Below are 20078 nucleotides of genomic sequence, written 5' to 3'. Positions count from 1 at the left end.
CCTTTCACTCTCCGATGATCTTGATCAGAACCCGCTTCTTGCGCATGCCGTCGAATTCTCCGTAAAAAACCTGTTCCCAGGGCCCCAGATCCAGCTTTCCGCCTGTGACCGCAACCACCACTTCCCGCCCCATGATGGTCCTCTTGAGATGCGCATCGCCGTTGTCCTCTCCGGTGTTGTGCCGGTAGCGGGAGTGAGGCCTTTCCGGTGCCAGCCCTTCCAGCCATTGCTCAAAATCCTGGTGTAGCCCAGACTCGTCATCATTGATGAATACGCTGGCAGTGATGTGCATGGCGTTGCAGAGCAGGAGCCCTTCCTTTATCCCGCTTTCCAGCAGTTCCGCTTCGATGTCCGAGGTGATGTTTACGAAGCCGCGCCTGGACTTAATCTGGAACCAGAGTTCCTTCCGGTAATGCCTCATATAATCTCCTGCTGTTGCTTTCATGTGTGTTGTCGGGATTTTCGTCGATCGTTGCGGACTCTGCCGCAAACGCCGCGTCGAGCATGGCGGGGGCTACCCACCACCGGTTTCTGGCGTGCATGATAACCAGCAACACCTTCCGCTCCTCACGCTCGGCCATTGCGACCAGGCACTGCCCGGCGTTGGGTGTCGTGCCTGTCTTCACGCCTATTGCACCGGGATAGCGCCCGATGAGGCGGTTCTTGTTCCTGATGTGGTAGGAGCGCTTGCTGTTCAGCGTGCGGATACGCATGTCCTTCCTGGCGACAAGTTGTGCGAACAGCGGCTTTTGCATAGCCTTCTCGGTCAGGAGCGCCAAGTCGTGGGCCGTCGTGTATAGCCCTGCGTTGTCGTGTCCACAGGCGTTGGTGAAGCGGGTGTCTCGCAGCTGAAGCGCACGCGCCCGGGCGTTCATCTTTAACACGAAATTTCTTTGATTGCCACACGCATGATCGGCAAGTGCTCGGCAGGCGTCGTTGGCTGAGGCCATGAGCGTAGCCGCGAGCAGGTCCCGTACCGTCAGTTTTTCCCCTTTTCTAAGGCCAATCCTGCTTCCTGTTTCCCCGGCGGCGCCACGGCTGACTACGACTACTTCGTCGAGGTTGCAACTTTCCATTACGATCAGTGCGGTCATGATCTTGGTGAGGCTTGCTGGCGGGCGGCGGATGTGGGCGTTTCTTTCCTTATAGACGTGACCGTTGATCTGGATGAGATAGGAGGGGGGAGAGTGGGTGAACGGTGAGGAGGCTGCGTCCGCGGAGCAGAGCGCCACTGTCAGGATCCCTACTGTCAGTGAAAGTATTTTTAACGATGAGAAATTTTTCATGTTGTGGTTATAGCATTCTTTATTATTGCTGCAACGGATCCAAGGACGCGCAAGACAGGGGAACCCAATCTTGGATTTACAAACAGGCGTGGGTTAAGGTATCTTGGCTCACCCAACTACGCTTGTGAGAGGAACGGTTTGGCAACGAAAATACGCATTCTCCCAGAGAATCTGACCAACAAGATCGCTGCCGGAGAGGTGGTAGAGCGTCCCGCCTCAGTAGCGAAGGAACTGGTGGAAAACGCCCTTGACGCAGGGTCCAAGGAAGTCGTGGTCGAGATAGAGTCAGGCGGAAGACGGCTCATAAAGGTCTCCGATACCGGTTGCGGGATGTCGCGAGACGATGCCCTGCTCGCCCTGGAGCGTCACGCGACCAGCAAGATCGCGACAGACGAAGATCTCTTTTCCCTTTGCACCCTCGGTTTCCGAGGCGAAGCGCTGCCATCTGTCGCCTCTGTTTCCCGCCTCACCATCTCCACTCGGACCAGCGACTCGGTCGAGGGGACGGAGATCTACGCCGAAGGAGGACGGATCAAGGAAGTGAAGGAATGCGGCATGGCGGTAGGTACCGTTATCTCGGTCAGGAACCTCTTCTTCAACACGCCGGCGCGGCTCAAATTCATGAAAAGCGCTGAAACGGAGGGGGGGCACGTCGGTGAGTTGCTGACCCGCCTCGCCATCTCCAGGCCGGAGGTCCGCTTCACCTACAAAAATGACGGCAAGGTCATTTTCCGCGCGCTGGACGCGGATCTGAAGGAGCGGGTCGCCACCATGCTGGGTCGCTCCATCGCCTCCTTTTTGTACCCCGTTTCCTACCGCCAGGAAGGGCTCAAAGTGAGCGGACTGGTGGCGGCGCCGGAGTGCAGCCGCAGTGCGGGGAGCCACCTGTATACCTACATAAATGGACGCTTCATCAAGGACAAGGTGGTGCAGCACGCCATCCTCCAGGCGTACCGTAACTTCCTGGAACGCGGCCGCTACCCCGTCGTCGCGGTTTTCATAGAGATCGAACCTGGCGAAGTCGATGTGAACGTGCACCCGACCAAGCACGAGGTTCGCTTTAGGGAACAGGGAAGAGTCCACGACGCCATTCAGAACGCGGTGGAGTCGGTGCTCAAGGAAACGCCGTGGCTAAAGCGAACTGCAGCGGCAGTCGCAACGCGCTCTGGGGAGACTTCGACGGGAGCGCCGCGACCGGTTCCCTCTACGGAGGCTGTGCAGGGTGCGCTCCCCGCGACGCCACAGCCCCGGCCGGCGCTTACACCTGCCCCCCTTAACACAGCACAGGAGGCTCACGCACGGCAGCTATCGGTCAGCGAGGCACGGGTGGAAGAGGTAAGGGAACTCCTGGTGAATTTCCAGCCTAGGCCGCAGCCGCCGCTTCGACCACAGTACCAGGGATCTGCAGCGGCGAAGGATGCGCCGTTGTATACCCGCGGAGCCGCGCCGGCTCCGGTCCAGGAGCGCGAGAAGGCTTCGGATCCAGAACCGCCTGCAGCGGGGTACTTCTCATCGCTCGGCGTCATCGGGCAGTTCAACGCCTCCTATATCCTCTGCCAAAGGGGCACCGATCTCGTCCTCATCGACCAGCATGCAGCCCACGAGCGGGTGGCGTTCGAAAAGTTGAAAGGACAGTTCGCCGGTAGGGAGGTAGACAGCCAGGGGCTCCTTTTTCCTGAGACCATGGAATTTTCTTTCCGGGAATCGGCCGTGCTGCGGGAACACCAGGCGGAGCTCGCCAGGCTTGGTTTCGAGTTTGAGGAGTTCGGGGGGAATACCTGGCTGTTGAAGGGCGTCCCACAGGTACTGTCGGCGACGCGGTATCTGGACACGATTCGGGATATCCTCGAGGAGCTGGGAAGTCTCAGCCGCAGCCGTGCCTTCAGCGACATCCAGGAAGACCTGCTAGCGCGGATTGCCTGCCACAGCGTGGTGCGCGGCCGGCGTACCCTGAGCCAAGTGGAGATAGCGGCACTTTTCAAGCAGATGGATGAAACGGATTTCTCCAGCAACTGCCCGCACGGCAGGCCGGTGATGCAGACCCTCACGCTCGCCGAGGTGGAGAAGATGTTCAAGAGAATCTAGCGGTGTCGACCCGTTAAGTATAAGTGAGGCACCAGTTGCAGGATAAAGACAAGAAGATCAAGCTCATCGTCCTTGGAGGACCTACCGGTTCGGGCAAGAGCGATCTCGCGGTGAAACTGGCGGAGGAGATCGGCGCAGAGATCGTCAACGCTGACTCCATGCAGGTCTACCGCAGGTTGGATATCGGTACGGCGAAGCCCTCCGCTGCAGACTTGGCCCGTGTTCCCCACCACCTGATCGACATCCTGGATCCGGACCAGGAGTTCACCGCCTCGGATTTCAGGCGCGAGGCCGCCGCTGCCATCGCCGACATCGAGCGCAGGGGGAAGAAGGCTATCGTTGTCGGCGGGACCGGGCTGTACATTCGCGCGCTGCTGCATGGCTTGGTGGACTCTCCCACAGGGGACCCGGAGTTGCGCCGTCAGTTCGACGACGTGCCGGGCGATGAGCTCATGAGGCGCCTGTCGCTGGTCGACCCGGAGACCGCAGAACGGCTGTACCCAAACGACAGGGTTCGCCTGATAAGGGCGCTGGAGGTGTACCTGCAGACCGGCCGCCCCATCTCGGCCTACCGCTCGGAGCATGCCTTCTCGGAGGCCAACTATGACGCGCTCAAAATGGCCATCAGGGTGGACCGGGGGGAACTGTACCGCCGCACAGACCTCAGGGTCGAGAAGATGCTCGAAGCCGGGCTGGTCGAGGAGGTCCGTTCGCTACTGGCGGCGGGGTACGGACGGGAGCTGAAATCGATGCGCTCGATCGGCTACAAGGAAGTCACTGCCTTTCTGGCAGGGGAAATGACGCTGGATGAAGCAGTTACCCTCATAAAAAGAGACACGAGGCGATACGCTAAACGGCAGATGACATGGTTTGGCAGGGAAAAAGATATTTATTGGCTTGAATATCCCGGAAGTTTTGCTACTATCCTTGGACATGTGATTGAATTTCTTGCGTAAGGGAGCGGAATCATGCCGAAAACGCCTTTTAACATCCAGGACCAATATCTGAACCAGTCTCGCAAGGAGCGCGTAAAGGTCTTGGTGCAACTAATGTCCGGTGAGAAGCTTGAGGGGCATATCAAATCCTTCGACAATTTTTCCGTTCTCATGGAAGTTCACGGCGATATACTCATTTATAAGCATGCCATCTGCAGCATCACCTCAGTAGACGGCGTGTTTCGTCTGCACCAGTAATTACTCAGCCAACCCCACCGATAGATCCAGTCCGCCTAAGGATTAATACAATTCAAAGCGGCCAAGGTCTAGCGGGTGAAAACCTCTCCATCTCCAGCCGGCTCCAAAGAGCCGGCTGCCTTTTTTTATCTGTTGCCAAAATCCTCCTTCTCCTCATATGATTGGTGCTTGCGCTCCTGAGAGGTGTCCGGTGCCGCAAAGCTGATGAAAGGATTCCTTAGTGCCGGTTTGCAGGACCCGCCAACGGGAAGCGAAACAGGAGGAAGTGGATGTCAGGCCTTATTGTCGACAGGGTGATGCCGGGAAGCATCGCCGAGGAACTTGAAATCGAGCCGGGAGACCGGCTGATATCGGTGAACGGTCACCCGCTGCGCGACGTCATTGATTACAACTACCATTCGGCCGACGACCTGCTCGATCTCGAACTGGAAAAGGCAGACGGAGAGTTTTGGGAGCTGGAGGTAGAGCGGGAGGAGGGTGAACCGCTGGGGCTCTCGTTCGAGGCTCCTCTTCCCGCCCGCTGCGGCAACAACTGCGTCTTCTGCTTCGTGCACCAGCTCCCCAAGGGGCTCCGCGGCCCGCTCTACGTCAAGGACGAGGATTACCGCCTTTCCTTTCTCTACGGAAATTACGTGACGCTGGCCAACATCGGCCGTGTCGAGCTGGACCGGATCAAGGAGCAGCGCCTGTCTCCGCTCTACATCTCCGTTCACGCCACCGATCCGAAATTAAGGGAGGATCTGCTCGGCAAAAGCGGCATACTACCCATCCTCGACGTGATGAAGGAACTGGCCGAGGCGCGGATAACCATGCACACCCAGGTGGTACTCTGCCCAGGATGGAACGACGGCGAGGCTTTTGCCCGCACCGTAGAGGATCTCGCCTCGATGCACCCGGCGGTCGCCTCGCTGGCCGTCGTTCCTGTGGGGCTCACCGAGCACAGGAAGCACCTGCCGCCGCTTACCCCCTTGACGAGGGAGTTCGCGGCCTCCTTCATCGGTGAATGGAGCAGCAAGGCGCGGTTTCTGGAGGAGAGGCTCGGAGAGCCGTTTCTTTTTCTCGCCGACGAGTTTTACATCAAGGGAGAGATCCCCTTTCCGCCTTTGGAGAGCTACGGCGATCTTCCCCAGTTGGAAAACGGCGTGGGCATGATCCCACTTTTCCTGTCGGAGGCGGAGCAGGTGCTCGAGGAGGCCGAGCCGGTACCGGGCGCGCGGGTCACCGTGGTCACTGGCGAGTCGCCCTACAACTACCTGTCGGGTTTTCTGGCGCAGCTATCGGAGGCGACCGGCGCTTCCGTTGTCGCCGTTGCTGTGAAAAACAGGCTGTTTGGACCATCGGTCACCGTGACAGGGCTTGTCTGCGGCAGGGACATAATTTCCGCGCTGCAGGGGGTAGAGCTGGGAGATTTGGTGCTGGTTCCCGACGTGATGCTGAAGGAGGGTGAGGGGGTGTTTCTTGACGACCTGACGGTGGACGACCTGGAGCGGGAGTTGGGCAAACCGGTTCAGGTGGTCGAATCGACCCCCTATGGCATCTATGACGCTTTAGCCGACATGCGGGAATAGGGACGGGGATTTTGCGACGGGGATGAAGCAGGAAGCCGGTGGGGGCAGTGCCCTGCACCGGCTTTTTTTTAGCGGCTCATCGCATCGATGACGTCGAAGTCGAAGACACTTTCGGCTGTGGACTTGATCAGGTTGATCTTCTCCTCGTCGTCCGCGGTTATTTTCGAGACGTGCTCGGAGAGGGTTATGAAAACCTCCGCCGTGTTCTGCAGTGTTCTGATGTAAGGGATGTTGCTGTCGTCCAGGATCTTCTGGCTGATGGCGGAGATGGGGGCGATCCCCGGGATCACCAGTCCGGCCAGTTTTTGCCGGTAGGCCGGGATATTGTACAGTGCCGACGTGGTGACTATCAGTTCGTCGCGGGAACTGGTGGTGATCAGTAGCGTCGAATCCTTCAGTGTGTCGATGACGCGCTGGGAGGATGCTGCGCCGAGCTGGATGTTGTGGATGATCCGGTTCTTCCCTTGCTGGTCCCCCTGGAGTGGCAGTTTCAGCAGCTTGGAGAGGTCGAGGAGGGTCGGGTTCGCCAGGGTGCGGGAGTAGTCGAAGGCTCCCGCTACCTGCTGCTGGCGGCTCTCGAAGAAGCTGCGCAGGAAAGCGAGTGTCTCTTCCCGCTTGTTCGGTAAAAGCTTGTTCACCAGGACCAGCTTGACCTCGGCTCCCTGCTGCTGGAACAGCGAGAGGTTCAGCTGGACCGAGTCGATCACGCATCCTATCCCGCCGCTTGCCACCATGATGACCGGTGCGTCGAGGGTGCGGGCGATCTGTGCGTTGTTAACGCCGACCACCGAGCCCACGCCGCCGTGCCCTGAACCTTCGATGATCAGGAAGTCGTTCTTGGCCTCAAGCTCGCGGCACGCTTTTTTTATGCTTTCCAGCGGCGCCTCAGGGCTGATCTCGCCTGAAAGGTACCTTTTCGTGTAACCCTTGCCCAGCACCACGGGCGACATCAGCGCCCGGTCAGCTTCCATCCCGTACACAGAGGCGATCAGCGCCGCATCCATGTCCATCTCCACCCCGTCCAGCATGAAGACCTTGGGGCCGATCGGCTTGATGAAGCCGACGCGGGCGTATTTCTTCTTGGCCAGGTGCAGCAAGGACAGGCTGATGGTCGTCTTGCCGCAGTGCTGCCCTGTCGCCGCTATGAATATCTTCTTGCACATTTGCTAAAGCCCCGTTTGCATCCTTTCAACTAACAGCTATCAGACTATCGGCATTATACTGTGTTGGGAAATTGGGGGCAACATGGTATACGGTACCGGCCCAATACTGTATCTGACGGATCTTTCATGTTATTTGTCATAGTGCGGCATCCTGTCGGGCGGTCTGACCGCATCACCAATACCTGCTTGACGGTTTACCCATATTCTGTAATAATCCGCCGGTCCAAACCCCTGTTTGCTAACATCAAAATTTTCTAAGCCGCACCCCAATACAGGAAAGAAAAGGAGCGTAAACGTGAAAAAGATCTTGGCAATCCTCTCCTCCTTGCTGTTACTCACGCTGACCGTTTCGGCTTTTGCTGCCGACGGATCATTCAAAAGGGTTAAAAAAGAGGGCACCCTCACCATCGGTCTGGACGATGCCTTCCCTCCCATGGGATACCGTAACGACAAAGGACAGCTGGTCGGTTTCGACATCGACGCCGCGGAAGAGGTAGGCAAACGCCTGGGCATAAAGATCAAATGGCAGCCGACCGCCTGGGACGGCGTCATGCACGCGCTCAACTCCAAGAAGTTCGACTGCATCTGGAACGGGATGACCATCACCGAAGACCGCAAGAAGGAAGTGGCCTTCACCAAGCCCTACAAGATGGACGGTCAGGTGGCGGTAGTGCGCTTCGGCGAGAAGAAGTTCAAGAAGCTCGCAGACCTGAAGGGGGCCAAGGTAGGGGTTCAGAAAGGTTCGTCCGCCGTGGAAGCCGTCAAGAAACTCCCGGCAGCCCCTTCCGAAGTGCGTGAGTACGAGGACAACCCCAAGGCACTGCTGGATCTCGAGTCCAAGCGTCTTGACACGGTCGTCATCGACGACGCCACCGGCCGCGACTTCATCTCCAAGCGCCCCGGCAAGTTCCAGATCATCCCCGGCAACATCACCAAGGAGCCGTTCGGCGTCGCCTTCCGCAAGGAGGACGTAGAGCTGCGCCAGGCGGTGCAGAAGACCCTGGACGGCATGGTGAAGGACGGAACCATGGCCAAGATCTCTAAGAAATGGTTCGGCGAGGACATCACCAACCCGAAGAAGTGGAAATAGGACCGAACTTTCCCCTCCCCGGAAACGGGGAGGGGAACCGTTACAGCTAACAATTCAGGTGTGCCGATGAGACTTTTCCCCGGCAGGATCTCTAAAAAAACGATCCTGCTTTTTTCATGCGTGTTTCTCCTCCTGGTCCAGGCCTGCTACGCCGTGGACTACGACCAGATCTTTAGTGACGCCAACGATGCGATGGGAAGTGGAGATCTTCCAGCAGCCATCGCCATCCTGCAGAAGGTCAAGCTGGACAAAAGTGACGACAGCGGCGCCTTCGTCAGGAGCCGGATGCAGATAGCGAGGCTTCAGTTCGCTCTCAAGGATATGAAGGCCGCCAGCGCCAGCGCCCAGGAGGTTCTCGCCGTCTACCCGGACAACAGCGAGGCGCTCAACTTCCTGGAGTCGGTCAAGAAGGAGCAGAAGCCGCGGTACCAAGTATTCATCGAGGACTGCCTTCGCTTCCTGCCGCAACTCTTGAAGGGGGCGGTGATGACGATCACGCTGGTCGTTTGCATCATCGTGATATCCCCCCTGGGAGGCCTGTTGATCGCTTTGGGGCGCATCAGCCCCTTCAAGCCGGTCTCCGGACTCTGCTGGTTCTTCATCTGGCTCTTCCGTGGCACACCGCTTCTGCTGCAGCTCTTCTTCATCTACTACGGCCTTCCGTCTCTCGGCATCACCTTCAAACCCTTCACAGCCGCCATCCTGGGCCTGGGCCTCAACTACTCCGCTTATCTGGGAGAGATCATCCGCGGCGGCATCCAGAGCATCGAGCACGGACAGATGGAAGCCGCCAAGGCCATCGGCATGAGCTACTGGCAGGCGATGCGCCGGGTAATCATTCCGCAGACCTACAAGCGGCTCATGCCCCCCATAGGCAACGAGTTCATAGCGCTCATCAAGGACACCGCGCTGGTCTCCACCATCGCCATGGTGGAACTGATGCGCTCCGCCGACCAGATGTTCAACGCTTATTTCAACGTGACCGCGCTGATTCTGGCCGCGATCATCTACCTCCTCTTCACCACCATCTTCACCTTCATTTTCGAGAAGATCGAAATCAGGGCCGGCATCTATGAAAACCGCTAACCAACCGCTTTTAAGCCTCAAAGGGATCACCAAGCGTTTCGGCGCGCTGACCGCGGTCAACGGCGTTGACCTCGACGTCTGCCCGGGTGAAATCGTGGTGATCATAGGCCCTTCCGGGTCGGGAAAGTCGACGTTGCTGCGCTCGGTGAACTTCCTCGAGGAGATAGAGGAAGGGACCATAACCTTCGAGGGGAACGAGATCGGCTATGTGAAGAGCAAGCACGGGCGACGCCACCTGGACGCTCCAGCGAAAATCTGCGAGCTTCGCTCCGAGATCGGCATGGTGTTCCAGCACTTCAACCTCTTCCCGCACATGACCGTCCTCGGCAACGTGATGGAGGGGCCGCTCACCGTGCAGAAGAAGTCCCCCCAAGCTGCCCGAGAGATTGCGCTGGACATGCTGGCGAAGGTGGGGCTATCCGACAAGCGCGATGTCTACCCGGCGACCCTGTCGGGGGGGCAGAAGCAGCGCGTCGCCATAGCGCGGGCGCTGGCCATGCGGCCCAAGCTGATGCTATTCGACGAGCCCACTTCTGCCCTCGACCCTGAGCTGATCGGCGAGGTGTTCGACACCATACGGTCGCTGGGCAAGGAGGGAATGACCATGATCATCGTCACCCATCAGATGGGGTTTGCCAAAGAGATGGCAGACAGGGTCATCTTCATGGAGAAGGGATCCTTCGTAGCCCAGGGGACCCCCGAGGACTTCTTCAGCAATCAGATGGAACACGAAAGGATCCAGTCCTTTCTCAACCGTATCATGTGACCAACCGGGGCGGCGCCAGCCGCCCCTTCCCCTCTTCCCCTCTTCCCCTCTTTCCCCGCCCCTCCCTCCCGTTCGACAACCCTTTTCCCCGTGATACAATCTATCCGTTTGCGCGTTGTTCTCGTTAATGTGTTTTGCTCCCGCCTAAAAACCAGTCAAATCAGCTGATTGCGTGCAGCAGTTTCTGGATTAAGCTAAGAAAGGGGGATCATCATGATAAGAGAGGACGAGGTCATCGGCACCATCCGCGCCGCATTGGAGCGCGAACCGAGGGTGAACCTGCACAACCATCCCATTGAACTGAGCTATGCCGATGGCGTGGTGACCATCTCAGGTGAGGTCGGCGGGATCGCCGCCAAGAAGATCGCGCTGGAGATAGCCGCGAAGCCTTCCCCCGTATCCGGGATAGTGGACCGGCTGCGGGTTGAGCCTTCGGAACCGATGGAGGACGGCGCCATTCGCGACCATGTCTGCAACGCCCTCACCAGCGAGCCTGCCTTCAGGTCCTATTCGGTCCGGGCGCTGGTAAAACAGGCGCTGGAGCCGGTGCGGTCGGTGCAGGAGGAGCGTTGCTTCGAGGTGGAGGTAAATGACGGCGTGGTGGTGCTAAACGGCGTCGCCGAGAGCATCTCCCACAAGCGCTTGGCGGGGGTCCTCGCCTGGTGGGTTCCCGGCAGCCGCGACGTGGTGAACGGAATAGACCTCTTCTCCAATGCCGAGGAGCAGGATGAAGAGCTGGTCGACTTGATCCGGATCGTGCTCGAGAAGGACCCGCTGGTGAACGCCTCCCAGATTTCGGTTCACAGCCGGGACGGTGTGGTCACCCTGGAGGGGACGGTGCCGACCCCGAACAACAAGAGGGCGGCGGAGTCGGACGTGTGGTACGTGTTGGGTGTGAACGATGTGGTCAATAAGCTGGTGCTGACTGGGCTATGAGGAGCAGGCCCAAAGAGCCGCGCGTGCCTCCGGACCGGCGCGAGACGCTGCGCCACGAGATCGTTTCGCTGCTGTCCGGTGAAAACATGACGGCCAGGGAGATTTCGGGGCAGGTAGGGATTGGCGAGAAAGAGGTGCTGGAGCACCTGGAGCACATAAAGGCCGCACTCCGCAGCAGGCTGGTGGTGACACCTCCTTGCTGCCTGGAGTGCGGTTTTTCTTTCCGGAAACGGGATCGCCTGGGAAAACCAGGGCGCTGCCCGGTATGCCGCAGCGAACGTATCGTCGACCCATCCTACACTGTCGAGTAGCTTCTCCCTTTAGACGTCCAGAACCACCGTCGCATGCCAGCCTTCGCTGGTCTTTCTCACGGCGTATCTCAGCATCGTCACAGCCTTTACGTCGGTGCTCATTTCGTGTCTCGCCGGGTCTATCTCCTCGCCCTGCAGCGTGCCGCGCAGTTCCACGCCGCTATCGCTCCGAGAGATGGTCAACTCGGCAGGAATAAGGAGCAGCCTTTTGGCGTCCTTGTAGAAGATCAGCTCGTTCAGGAAGTCGAACAGCAGCATCTCCTCGTCTTCCTGGGTGAGCTTGACTTCCACCGTCTGCGTCAGCCTGATGCCATCCAGGTTTTCCGCCATCACCTGCATGGTTGCCCGCGCCGCGTCCCGGAAGAGCTCTTCGAGCGTTTCAGCCCAAGCGTCGAAAGCGACGTCGGCATGGGCTATGTCACCGCGATATTGGTACGGCATCGTTTCCCCCTGCTGCCCCTGTTTCTGCAGGAGTCACCCCTTGATGTTGCCGATGGGAACCAGGCGCGCGACCCTCTTGCTCAACCCCGCAAGCTCGGTCGCTTCCACGACCTCGTCTATGTTCTTGTAAGCGGGGCCCGCCTCCTCGGCCAAGCCGCCGAACGAATCGGTGCGGACGTAGATCCCCCGCGCCTCCATTTCGCGCTGCAGCTTGTCGCCCCTGAAGGTTTTCTTCGCCTCGTGCCTGCTCATGGTCCTGCCGCTGCCGTGGGCGGTGGTGAAGAAGGCGTCGGCGCCTGTTTGCATCCCCGCCAGCAGATAGGAGCCGGTCTCCATGCTCCCCCCTATGATGACGGGTTGACCGGTCTTGGCATAACAGGAGGGTAGCCCCGCCGCGCCAGGGCCGAAGGCGCGGGTCGATCCCTTGCGGTGCACCAGGAGTTCCTTCCTCGTCCCGTTTATCTCGTGTCTTTCCAGCTTTGCCGTGTTGTGCGCGACGTCGTACACCATGCGCAGCCCGAGCTCGTCGGGCGAGGCGTGGAACATATCGGAGAACACCTCTCTGATCCGGTGCAGGATCACCTGCCGGTTGGCAAAGGCCATGTTGACCGCACACTTCATCGCGCTGAAGTACGCTTGACCCTCGGGCGACTGAAAAGGGGCGCAGGCAAGCTCGCGGTCGACGATCTTGATGCCGTACTTGCGCCCCATGACCGAGAGGAACAGCTTCAGGTAGTCCGTGGCCACCTGGTGACCGAAGCCCCTGCTGCCACAATGGAACATGACCACCACCTGGTTCGGCACCGTGGTGAGCCCGAAGGCGGCGGCGAGCTCCGCATCCATGACGTTCTCGGGCTTGACCACCTGTACCTCGCAGTAGTGGTTGCCGCTTCCCAGTGTGCCGAGCTGGTTGTAGCCGCGCTCTACCGCCTTGTCGCTTACGTGCGATGCGTCGGCGCCGGAAAAGCAGCCTTCCTCCTCGGTCATCTCCAGGTCATGCTGGGTGGCGAAGCCGTTTTTCAAGCACCAGCGCGAACCCTGCTGCACTAAGGAGCGGAAATCGTCAGGCTTCAGCTTCACGAACCCATGGCAGCCGACGCCGGTGGGAATTCTCGCGAAGAGACGATCGACAAGCTGATGCAACTTGGGAAGGACCTGCTCGGCAGTCAGGTTGGTCAATACCAGCCGCATGCCGCAGTTGATGTCGAAGCCGATCCCCCCCGGCGAGATCACGCCGCTCCCCGGATCCATGGCGGCTACTCCACCAATGGGGAAACCGTAGCCCCAGTGACCGTCGGGCATGCAGTAGGCGTATCTCTGGATGCCGGGGAGGGTGGCGACGTTGCTCACCTGCTCGAAAACGCCCGCATCCATCTCCCGGATCAACTTCTCCGAGGCGAAGATGCGGGCCGGGACCAGCATCCCCTCCTTGTAGCTCACCGGAAGTTCCCACACCTGGTCTGTTATCCGTTTCAGCGCCGCCGGCACGTTCATAGCACCTCCATTGCTGCGGTTGTCATGGTCATGCACCCGGAGATGTTACCATAACTTAAATCTGGTTGCCCGAAGGCAATGCTTTGACGGAGGGGGCGGCAGGGCGAACGGGTGGCGTTGCGCAGGTGTTGATTGTGTGATAGTGCGGCAAGGATGTTTTTGGCGGCAGGAGCAGGGGAGAGCTGCGCAACGCTTCGAGAAGGCATAGGCAACTGCTACCCCTGTCATATAGGGAGTCGAATTAAGCCGAGTGCTCAGCCTTGGTCGCTGTGGCCGGAGGGGGCACTGGTATTGCCTCTTCCTGCTTGACCCATTTTTCTGAACGGTCGAATCCGACAATGGATCCGGTGGATACCAGGTAGTCGAGATGAAAGTCGGTGACCACATCGTAGGTGAAGTCGTCGTAGCAGACCAAGACGCCCATGCTGTTTCCCCCTGTTATAGCCATGATGTTTTCCTCAAGCATCAAAGAACCTATCGGAGGGTCGTAGCAGTAACTTTAATTTCATGAGCATATTCCCGTGGGCCTGCTTCAATTCACTTGTTTAATAGTGCCAAAAGTCGGCCACTCTCTGCTCAAACGTGGTTGACAAGGGTGCGGGGTCACCTGTATGCTCCACGGGTTGCGAAAGCGCAACAAAAACGTCGATGAGGTCACTTAAATGGATAACGAAAACAGGGATGAGATGGAGACGGAAGAGGAAAGCTTTGCCGACTTGTTCGAGCGCAGCCAGAAGGATGCAGGGCGCCTCGAGCCGGGCTCCAAGGTTGAGGCGACTGTCCTCAAGATCACCAAGGACTGGGTCTTCCTGGACACCGGTCGCAAGGGCGAAGGGGTCCTGGACATAAAGGAACTGACCGATGCCGAAGGCAACGTGAGCGTCAAGGTCGGCGACAAGGTCACCGCCTGGTTCATCTCGTCGCGCAACAACGAAATGCGCTTCACCACCAAGATCGGGGCAGCAAGCGGCCAGTCCGCCGGCAACGCGCAGCTCGAAGAGGCCTACGCAGCTGGCATCCCGGTCGAAGGCACCGTGGAGAAAGAGGTCAAAGGCGGCTTCGAGGTGAAGGTCGCAGGTTCGCGCGCCTTCTGCCCGTTCTCGCAGATCGCTCTGAGAAGGGTCGAGGATACCGCTTCCTTCATCGGGAAGCAGATCTCCTTCAAGATCGTGGAGTACGCGGAAAACGGCCGCAATATAGTTGTCTCGCACCGTGCATTGCTGGAAGAAGAACTGCAACAGCAAAAGGATGCCTTGAAAGAGACCCTGAAGGTAGGCGATCGCGTCAAGGGGACCGTAACCTCACTGCGCGATTTCGGCGCCTTCGTCTCCATCGGGGTAGTGGAGGGGCTGCTGCCGGTTTCTGAGGTGGCCTGGGCCCGGGTGAATCACGTAAGCGACGTGTTGTCGGTCGGGCAGGAAGTGGAAGTCGTGGTGAAGGGGATTGACTGGGAGAAGAACCGCATCTCGTTCTCCCTCAAGGACACCCTGGCCGACCCCTGGGAAGAAGCGGCGAGCGCCTTCCCGGAAGGGTCCTACCAGAACGGCAAGGTGGCACGTCTCACCCCGTTCGGCGCCTTCGTCACGCTGGGAAGCGGCGTCGACGGCCTGATCCACATCTCCAAGCTCGGCGCCGGCAAGAGGATCCAGCACCCGCGCGAGGTCCTCGCCGAAGGGCAGGAAGTCGAGGTGAAGGTTGAAGGGGTGGACCGCGAGCAGAGAAGGATCTCGCTGTCGCTTGCCTCGGTGAGCCGTGCCGAGCAGGAGCAAGCCGAGACCATGGACGCCTACAAAAAGACCGTCTCCGAAGCACCGAAGGGGATGGGTACCCTGGGCGACCTGCTGAAGGCAAAACTCAAGGGGTAACACTTGGAGGATCTGGTCCCTGACCGCAGGCACCTGCTCCGGTTGGCGAATACCACCATGCCCTACGGGAAGTACCGGGGAACCCTCCTGGTGGATCTCCCGGAGCCTTACCTGGTGTGGATGCGCCAAAAGGGCTTCCCCGAAGGGGAGCTTGGCAGCATGCTGCAGTGCATCTACGAGGTGAAGGTGAACGGGCTGGAATATCTTTTCGACCCGCTGCGCAGGCGATAAACAAACGAAAGCCCCTCTTGCCTAGACAAGGGGGGCTTTTTACATCCGGTAGTTGAAGAAACGGAGAGCCGAGGCTAACGCTTCCACTCCACCCTGACCATGTGCTGGTCGTGGCTCCACTGGTAGTGCAACTCGCCTCTTTGCGATTTATAGATTTCCCGTCCTATCTTTTGGGCCAGCTTGTCCTCGGTCGTGGTTAAGGTGATCTGGCCGTTCTCCTCTTTTATCTCCATGATGCGCCCCAGCGGGTTCTTCTCGCGATGCTTGGACTCCTGCTGCTTGATACTGTTAAGTATCTCCTCCCTGTGCTGCGCCAGGTAAGGGCCGGACAGCGTCACCACCCCCGCCGGGTCCTCCCCCTGGATGCGCTGGCAGGCGGGGCACAACACCTCGCCGGTATGTGCACCGGGTATGGTTTCAATCTGCCATCTCTTGCTGCGGTAGACTATGCCGCACCCCTTGCATACGGTTCCATCCTTGAGACCGCCCTTGGGCAGGTAAGGCTCCAGGCTCCGGACCGCCATTTGTCCCTTTTCCTCCATGGTAATTCTGGCACCTCGTGGCATGGCTACCTCCGTCTAGCGTTAGATTGCTGTAAAGCCACCCTAGTATAGCACCCTGATCATTCCCTGCACTTGACTGCGCGCCATTTGAATAACTCCCGCTCAATTCTCCTATGCTCCTGCTCCCTCTAAGGAACCGGCAGCGCCCGAGAAGGCGTCCACTTCTACCTGAGATCTTGTAAGGTTCCGCAAGGTGCGCGACGGTGCCGGCTGGAGGACCGTGCCACCCCGCACGAAACGAAAAAAGGCCCAGCAAATTTGCTGGGCCTTTTCCGAAAAGGATAACTGGCACTTAACCACGGAGAATCCTTTACACATATCCGTCGGTGGGAAGGGCTTCAGGATGTGTCGTTGCGGCATGCTTTCTACTGACCATGTCACCCGGTGCACTCCGTTTCTTCCCCCTTTTTGAAGCGGTTGAAACGCGCATGGCGGATGTGATTATTTTAGGCCAATCGGCTTGATCTCCTTAAGCGCCAGTTATGAGCTCCAAAGTACCGTAGAGGCTGGTGAGACCACGCTCTTTTGTAAAGCATCTCCCCGGAAGACGCTTTAGGTAATTCCTCATACTTCAGGGAATTGCACACCACGTCTGAAACCTGGGAAATCGTAAGTGTGGAATAATCAGGGTACCTCATGCTACCTCTTTACCTGTACTCCAGAGCTATTTCAAAGAACCTCTCTGCTATGATTTTAGTCTACGCCCACCCCCCCAAAGAGTCAACAGGTTGAATGCGCGTCTATTTGTTGTGCAGTTAATTTTTTGCTAATACTTCAACGGGGTCTTCTGGCGCCAGAACTGCGGCCGCTTATTCACCTGCCACTTTTAGTGGTTCAGTTGTCTCGAGCCGGTTGTCTGCGGGTTGGTGTATGGTACCATTTGCACCTTGGGAGGGGGTATGACAGTCGACCCGAGAAGAGCGATGGAGGCGAGGAAGGAGCGGATGCTGAGCGAGCACCTAGCCGCCCGGGGAATCCGTGACGCCGCCGTGATGAAGGCTATGCGGGAGGTTCCCAGGGAGGCGTTTCTCCCTTCGGGCATGGAACTCTTCGCCTACGACGACGGCCCGCTTCCCATCGCCGAGGGGCAGACCATCTCCCAGCCCTATATCGTCGCCTACATGATCGAGGCGCTCGAGTTGCTCGGCGGGGAGCGGGTGCTGGAGATCGGCACAGGCTCCGGGTATGCCGCGGCGGTCCTAAGCCGCTGCGCAGCCCGGGTCTACACGGTGGAGCGCATCCCCTTCCTGGCGGCGGGGGCGCGAGCCCGGCTCGAAGAACTCGGCTATGACAACGTGACGGTCCATCTCGGCGACGGCACCCTGGGGTGGGAGGAACACGCGCCGTACGACGCCATCGTGGTCACCGCGGGGGCGCCGGAGGTGCCGCGCGAGTTGCTGGACCAGTTGGCGCCCCTGGGGAGGCTGGTGATCCCGGTCGGCCCCACCCAGCACCTGCAGGAATTGGTGAGGGTGCGCCGGACGCGTGAGGGGAAAATCCGCCAGGAGCAACTCTGCCCGGTCCGCTTCGTGCCGCTGATCGGCGAGCACGGCTGGTGAGCTAGGCGGGTAGGGGGCCAGAGGCCGGCAGCTGGTCCAGGGTGTCGAGCAGGGTCTTTTCGCTTACCGCGCCGTAACGCGACAAAAGCCGCATCAACTGCTCCGGAAGCGGGGCGGGGATGTTCACCTCTTCGCCGGTTGCCGGATGCACCAGCGTCGTCTTATAGGAATGCAGGGCGTGCCCCGTGAAACCGGTCAAGGCCCTCCCGCCGTAGCGCTTGTCCCCCAGGATCGGGTGACCGATCATCCTGAAATGCTGCCTGATCTGATGCATGCGCCCGGTGATCGGGTAGACCGCCAGCAGCGAAACACCCCCCCCGTGAAAGAGCCTCAGGTAACTGGTCTGCGATTCTTTCCCATCCAAAGGCGCATCGATCACCCCCTGCTTCTGAAGCTTTCCCTCGACCAGCGCCAGGTAGAGCTTGCCGAGCCCTTCTTCCTGGATCATCTTGCCGAACATCCCGGCGGCCACAGCGTTCTTGGCGAGAATGATGGCTCCCGAAGTCCCCTTGTCCAGACGGTTCACCGGCCTGAGCCTCCCCACGCCGTCGCGCTTTTGCAGCAGCGTCTCGGCGAGGTCCACCAGGTTCACCTCGTCCGGGTCTTCGGTGCGGTGCACCGATAGCCCCGGCGCCTTGTTCAGCGAGATGATCCAGCTGTCCTCGAATAGGATGTCCAGATCCGGGGTGATGCGCGCGAGGAACGCGGCGGTCTTGGAGCTCTCCTTCAGCGTGACCTGGTCGGCGAACTTGAGCAGCTGCGCCGCTTCGACGGGAGAGCCGTTCACCTTCACGTGCCCGGAGCTGAGCAGCTTCTTGAGGTAGGAAAACTGGGCGGTCGGCAGCAGGTTGCGCATGAAGCTGTCCATGCGCCTGCCGTGGTCTTTGGCGTCTATCTGGTAGGTTAACATGGGCCGGAGTATACCCTCATGAGCCAGAAGGCGCAAGGGAATCCCCTGACGCCAAACCGGTTTGCGGCCGCTACCTGTCGGTGAGCCGCCCGCTCCCTTTCCGTCGAACTCGCTGCTGTGGGAACTGCAGGCGCAAAAAAAGGGGCGTCCCCGTCGGGAGGCCCCCTTTTCCTTTGCTATGTTACAGAGTCGATTACTTCTTTACGTTGTAGAAGACTTCGTGCCCGCGGAACTGCGCCACCTCGTCCAGCTCGTCCTCGATCCTGAGCAGCTGGTTGTACTTGCAGACGCGGTCGGTGCGGCAGAGCGAACCGGTCTTGATCTGCCCTGCGTTCACCGCCACTGCCAGGTCTGCAAGGGTGGTGTCCTCGGTCTCGCCGGAGCGGTGCGAAATGACGCAGGTGTAGCCGGCGCGCTTGGCCATTTCGATGGCGTCGAGGGTCTCGGTCAGGGTGCCGATCTGGTTCAGCTTGATCAGGATGGAGTTGGCGATCCCTTTCTTGATCCCTTCCTTGAGGATGGAGGGGTTGGTGACGAACAGGTCGTCGCCCACGATCTGGATGCGCTTGCCGAGGCGGTCGGTGAGCTTCTTCCAGCCATCCCAGTCGTTCTCGGCCATGCCGTCCTCGATGGAGATGATGGGGTACTTGTTGACGAGGTTCTCGTAGAAGTCGACCAGCTGGTCAGCGGTCTTCTTGGACTCCGCCTCGTTCTCAAGGGTGTAGACGCCGTTTTCGTAGAGCTCGGAAGAGGCGACGTCAAGCGCCAGGAGCACTTCCTCGCCCGGCTTGTAGCCTGCCTTGACGATGGCTTCCATGATGACTTCCAGCGCTTCCTCGTTCGACTTCAGGTTCGGCGCGAAGCCCCCCTCGTCGCCGACCGCGGTGTTGTACCCTTTCCCCTTGAGGACGCTTTTCAGCGCGTGGAAGATCTCGGCACCCATCCTGAGGGCTTCCTTGAAGCTGGAGGCGCCGGCGGGCATGATCATGAATTCCTGGATGTCGACGTTGTTGTCGGCGTGGGCCCCGCCGTTGATGATGTTCATCATGGGGAGCGGCAGCTCCTTGGCGTTGCAGCCGCCGATGTACTGGTACAGCGGCACCCCGACTTCTTCAGCAGCTGCCTTGGCTACGGCGAGCGAAACGCCGAGGATGGCGTTGGCGCCCAGGCGGCTCTTGAATTCGGTGCCGTCGAGCTCGAGCATCTTCTTGTCGATCCCGACCTGGTCGGTGGCGTCCATGCCGGTGATCTCGTCGGCGATGATATCGTTTACGTTGGAAACGGCCTTTTCCACGCCTTTGCCGAGGTAGCGTCCTTTGTCTCCATCACGCAACTCCAGCGCTTCACGCTCGCCGGTGGATGCGCCGGACGGAACAGCAGCCCTTCCCATAACGCCGGAATCCAGGAATACCTCCACCTCAAGCGTAGGATTCCCTCTGGAATCAAGGATCTCTCTGGCATAAACGTCGGTTATCTGGCTCATCTCTTCCCCCTAGGTTGAATTTTAATTACGAAGGGACCACGCCGCCCC

The 20078-nt window shown here is 59.3% G+C and carries 21 protein-coding genes; 12 read left to right on the top strand and 9 right to left on the bottom strand.

Translation table 11 applies throughout. The annotated features are described in order from the left end of the window. Positions 1 to 4: 4 nt before the first annotated feature. The gene (locus tag GEOBRER4_RS16060; RefSeq protein WP_185243152.1) at positions 5 to 421 is read right to left on the bottom strand and encodes a secondary thiamine-phosphate synthase enzyme YjbQ; all 417 of its coding nucleotides are present in this window, start codon (positions 419 to 421) and stop codon (positions 5 to 7) included. Further along, a complete protein-coding gene (locus tag GEOBRER4_RS16055; protein WP_185243151.1) occupies positions 384 to 1286 on the bottom strand; it encodes a D-alanyl-D-alanine carboxypeptidase family protein in 903 nt (300 codons plus the stop codon). The genes GEOBRER4_RS16060 and GEOBRER4_RS16055 overlap by 38 nt, the downstream gene beginning before the upstream one ends. 138 nt (positions 1287 to 1424) lie before the next feature. Here GEOBRER4_RS16055 and mutL point away from each other — a divergent pair, with 138 nt between their 5' ends. The 4 genes from mutL (at position 1425) to GEOBRER4_RS16035 (ending at position 6132) form a co-directional block, all read left to right on the top strand. Next, a complete protein-coding gene (gene mutL / locus GEOBRER4_RS16050) occupies positions 1425 to 3371 on the top strand; it encodes a DNA mismatch repair endonuclease MutL (protein WP_185243150.1) in 1947 nt (648 codons plus the stop codon). A gap of 35 nt (positions 3372 to 3406) precedes the next feature. Continuing rightward, positions 3407 to 4327: a tRNA (adenosine(37)-N6)-dimethylallyltransferase MiaA gene (miaA, locus tag GEOBRER4_RS16045; protein WP_185243149.1), complete on the top strand. Its 921-nt coding sequence runs from the start codon at positions 3407 to 3409 to the stop codon at positions 4325 to 4327. A gap of 12 nt (positions 4328 to 4339) precedes the next feature. Continuing rightward, positions 4340 to 4564 (top strand): RNA chaperone Hfq, encoded by a 225-nt coding sequence (hfq, locus tag GEOBRER4_RS16040; RefSeq protein WP_012529414.1) that lies wholly within the window; start codon positions 4340 to 4342, stop codon positions 4562 to 4564. A 269-nt stretch (positions 4565 to 4833) separates the two neighbouring features. Then, positions 4834 to 6132 carry a DUF512 domain-containing protein gene (locus GEOBRER4_RS16035; protein WP_185243148.1) on the top strand — a complete coding sequence of 433 codons (1299 nt, stop codon included), beginning with the start codon at positions 4834 to 4836 and terminating at the stop codon, positions 6130 to 6132. A 68-nt stretch (positions 6133 to 6200) separates the two neighbouring features. Here the strand turns inward: GEOBRER4_RS16035 and GEOBRER4_RS16030 are convergent, their stop codons facing one another. Continuing rightward, the gene (locus tag GEOBRER4_RS16030; protein ID WP_085813731.1) at positions 6201 to 7295 is read right to left on the bottom strand and encodes an AAA family ATPase; all 1095 of its coding nucleotides are present in this window, start codon (positions 7293 to 7295) and stop codon (positions 6201 to 6203) included. Between the two features lie 295 nt (positions 7296 to 7590). Here GEOBRER4_RS16030 and GEOBRER4_RS16025 point away from each other — a divergent pair, with 295 nt between their 5' ends. The 5 genes from GEOBRER4_RS16025 to GEOBRER4_RS16005 all read left to right on the top strand — a co-directional run bounded on the left by GEOBRER4_RS16025 (position 7591) and on the right by GEOBRER4_RS16005 (position 11484). Continuing rightward, complete coding sequence (locus GEOBRER4_RS16025) at positions 7591 to 8385, top strand: amino acid ABC transporter substrate-binding protein (protein ID WP_185243147.1); 795 nt, start codon at positions 7591 to 7593, stop codon at positions 8383 to 8385. A gap of 66 nt (positions 8386 to 8451) precedes the next feature. After that, positions 8452 to 9471, top strand: a complete 1020-nt coding sequence (locus tag GEOBRER4_RS16020) for an ABC transporter permease subunit (RefSeq protein WP_185243146.1) — start codon at positions 8452 to 8454, stop codon at positions 9469 to 9471. Continuing rightward, positions 9458 to 10237: an amino acid ABC transporter ATP-binding protein gene (locus tag GEOBRER4_RS16015; RefSeq protein ID WP_185243145.1), complete on the top strand. Its 780-nt coding sequence runs from the start codon at positions 9458 to 9460 to the stop codon at positions 10235 to 10237. The genes GEOBRER4_RS16020 and GEOBRER4_RS16015 overlap by 14 nt, the downstream gene beginning before the upstream one ends. Positions 10238 to 10450: 213 nt before the next feature. Beyond that, entirely contained in the window at positions 10451 to 11173 is a 723-nt protein-coding gene (locus GEOBRER4_RS16010) for a BON domain-containing protein (RefSeq protein WP_185243144.1), read from the top strand. Positions 11174 to 11196: 23 nt separating this feature from the next. After that, positions 11197 to 11484 (top strand): transcriptional regulator, encoded by a 288-nt coding sequence (locus GEOBRER4_RS16005; protein WP_226377814.1) that lies wholly within the window; start codon positions 11197 to 11199, stop codon positions 11482 to 11484. A 9-nt stretch (positions 11485 to 11493) separates the two neighbouring features. On the opposite strand, the gene GEOBRER4_RS16000 is transcribed toward GEOBRER4_RS16005, so the two are convergent. The 3 genes from GEOBRER4_RS16000 to GEOBRER4_RS15990 form a co-directional block, all read right to left on the bottom strand. Beyond that, positions 11494 to 11925, bottom strand: a complete 432-nt coding sequence (locus GEOBRER4_RS16000; protein WP_185243142.1) for an archease — start codon at positions 11923 to 11925, stop codon at positions 11494 to 11496. A gap of 33 nt (positions 11926 to 11958) precedes the next feature. Then, positions 11959 to 13419 carry an RtcB family protein gene (locus GEOBRER4_RS15995; RefSeq protein WP_185243141.1) on the bottom strand — a complete coding sequence of 487 codons (1461 nt, stop codon included), beginning with the start codon at positions 13417 to 13419 and terminating at the stop codon, positions 11959 to 11961. A gap of 241 nt (positions 13420 to 13660) precedes the next feature. Next, positions 13661 to 13867: a GSU3473 family protein gene (locus GEOBRER4_RS15990; RefSeq protein WP_226377813.1), complete on the bottom strand. Its 207-nt coding sequence runs from the start codon at positions 13865 to 13867 to the stop codon at positions 13661 to 13663. 214 nt (positions 13868 to 14081) lie between these two features. On the opposite strand from GEOBRER4_RS15990, the gene rpsA reads away from it, so the two are divergent. Next, complete coding sequence (gene rpsA / locus GEOBRER4_RS15985) at positions 14082 to 15284, top strand: 30S ribosomal protein S1 (protein WP_185243140.1); 1203 nt, start codon at positions 14082 to 14084, stop codon at positions 15282 to 15284. Between the two features lie 3 nt (positions 15285 to 15287). Continuing rightward, entirely contained in the window at positions 15288 to 15515 is a 228-nt protein-coding gene (locus GEOBRER4_RS15980) for a DUF3820 family protein (RefSeq protein WP_085813722.1), read from the top strand. 74 nt (positions 15516 to 15589) lie between these two features. On the opposite strand, the gene GEOBRER4_RS15975 is transcribed toward GEOBRER4_RS15980, so the two are convergent. Further along, positions 15590 to 16081, bottom strand: coding sequence for a BCAM0308 family protein (locus tag GEOBRER4_RS15975; RefSeq protein ID WP_085813721.1), 492 nt, complete (start codon positions 16079 to 16081; stop codon positions 15590 to 15592). Between the two features lie 896 nt (positions 16082 to 16977). On the opposite strand from GEOBRER4_RS15975, the gene GEOBRER4_RS15970 reads away from it, so the two are divergent. After that, positions 16978 to 17637: a protein-L-isoaspartate(D-aspartate) O-methyltransferase gene (locus GEOBRER4_RS15970; protein WP_185243139.1), complete on the top strand. Its 660-nt coding sequence runs from the start codon at positions 16978 to 16980 to the stop codon at positions 17635 to 17637. Position 17638: 1 nt separating this feature from the next. On the opposite strand, the gene GEOBRER4_RS15965 is transcribed toward GEOBRER4_RS15970, so the two are convergent. Further along, positions 17639 to 18547: an RluA family pseudouridine synthase gene (locus tag GEOBRER4_RS15965; RefSeq protein ID WP_185243138.1), complete on the bottom strand. Its 909-nt coding sequence runs from the start codon at positions 18545 to 18547 to the stop codon at positions 17639 to 17641. A gap of 193 nt (positions 18548 to 18740) precedes the next feature. Then, positions 18741 to 20030 carry a phosphopyruvate hydratase gene (gene eno, locus GEOBRER4_RS15960; protein ID WP_185243137.1) on the bottom strand — a complete coding sequence of 430 codons (1290 nt, stop codon included), beginning with the start codon at positions 20028 to 20030 and terminating at the stop codon, positions 18741 to 18743. Between the last annotated feature and the right edge of the window lie 48 nt (positions 20031 to 20078).

The sequence above is a fragment of the Citrifermentans bremense genome, assembly GCF_014218275.1.
GTDB lineage: Bacteria > Desulfobacterota > Desulfuromonadia > Geobacterales > Geobacteraceae > Geomonas > Geomonas pelophila.
Note: the sequence above shows the minus strand (reverse complement) of the source record. Positions and strands in the feature narration are given on the sequence as shown.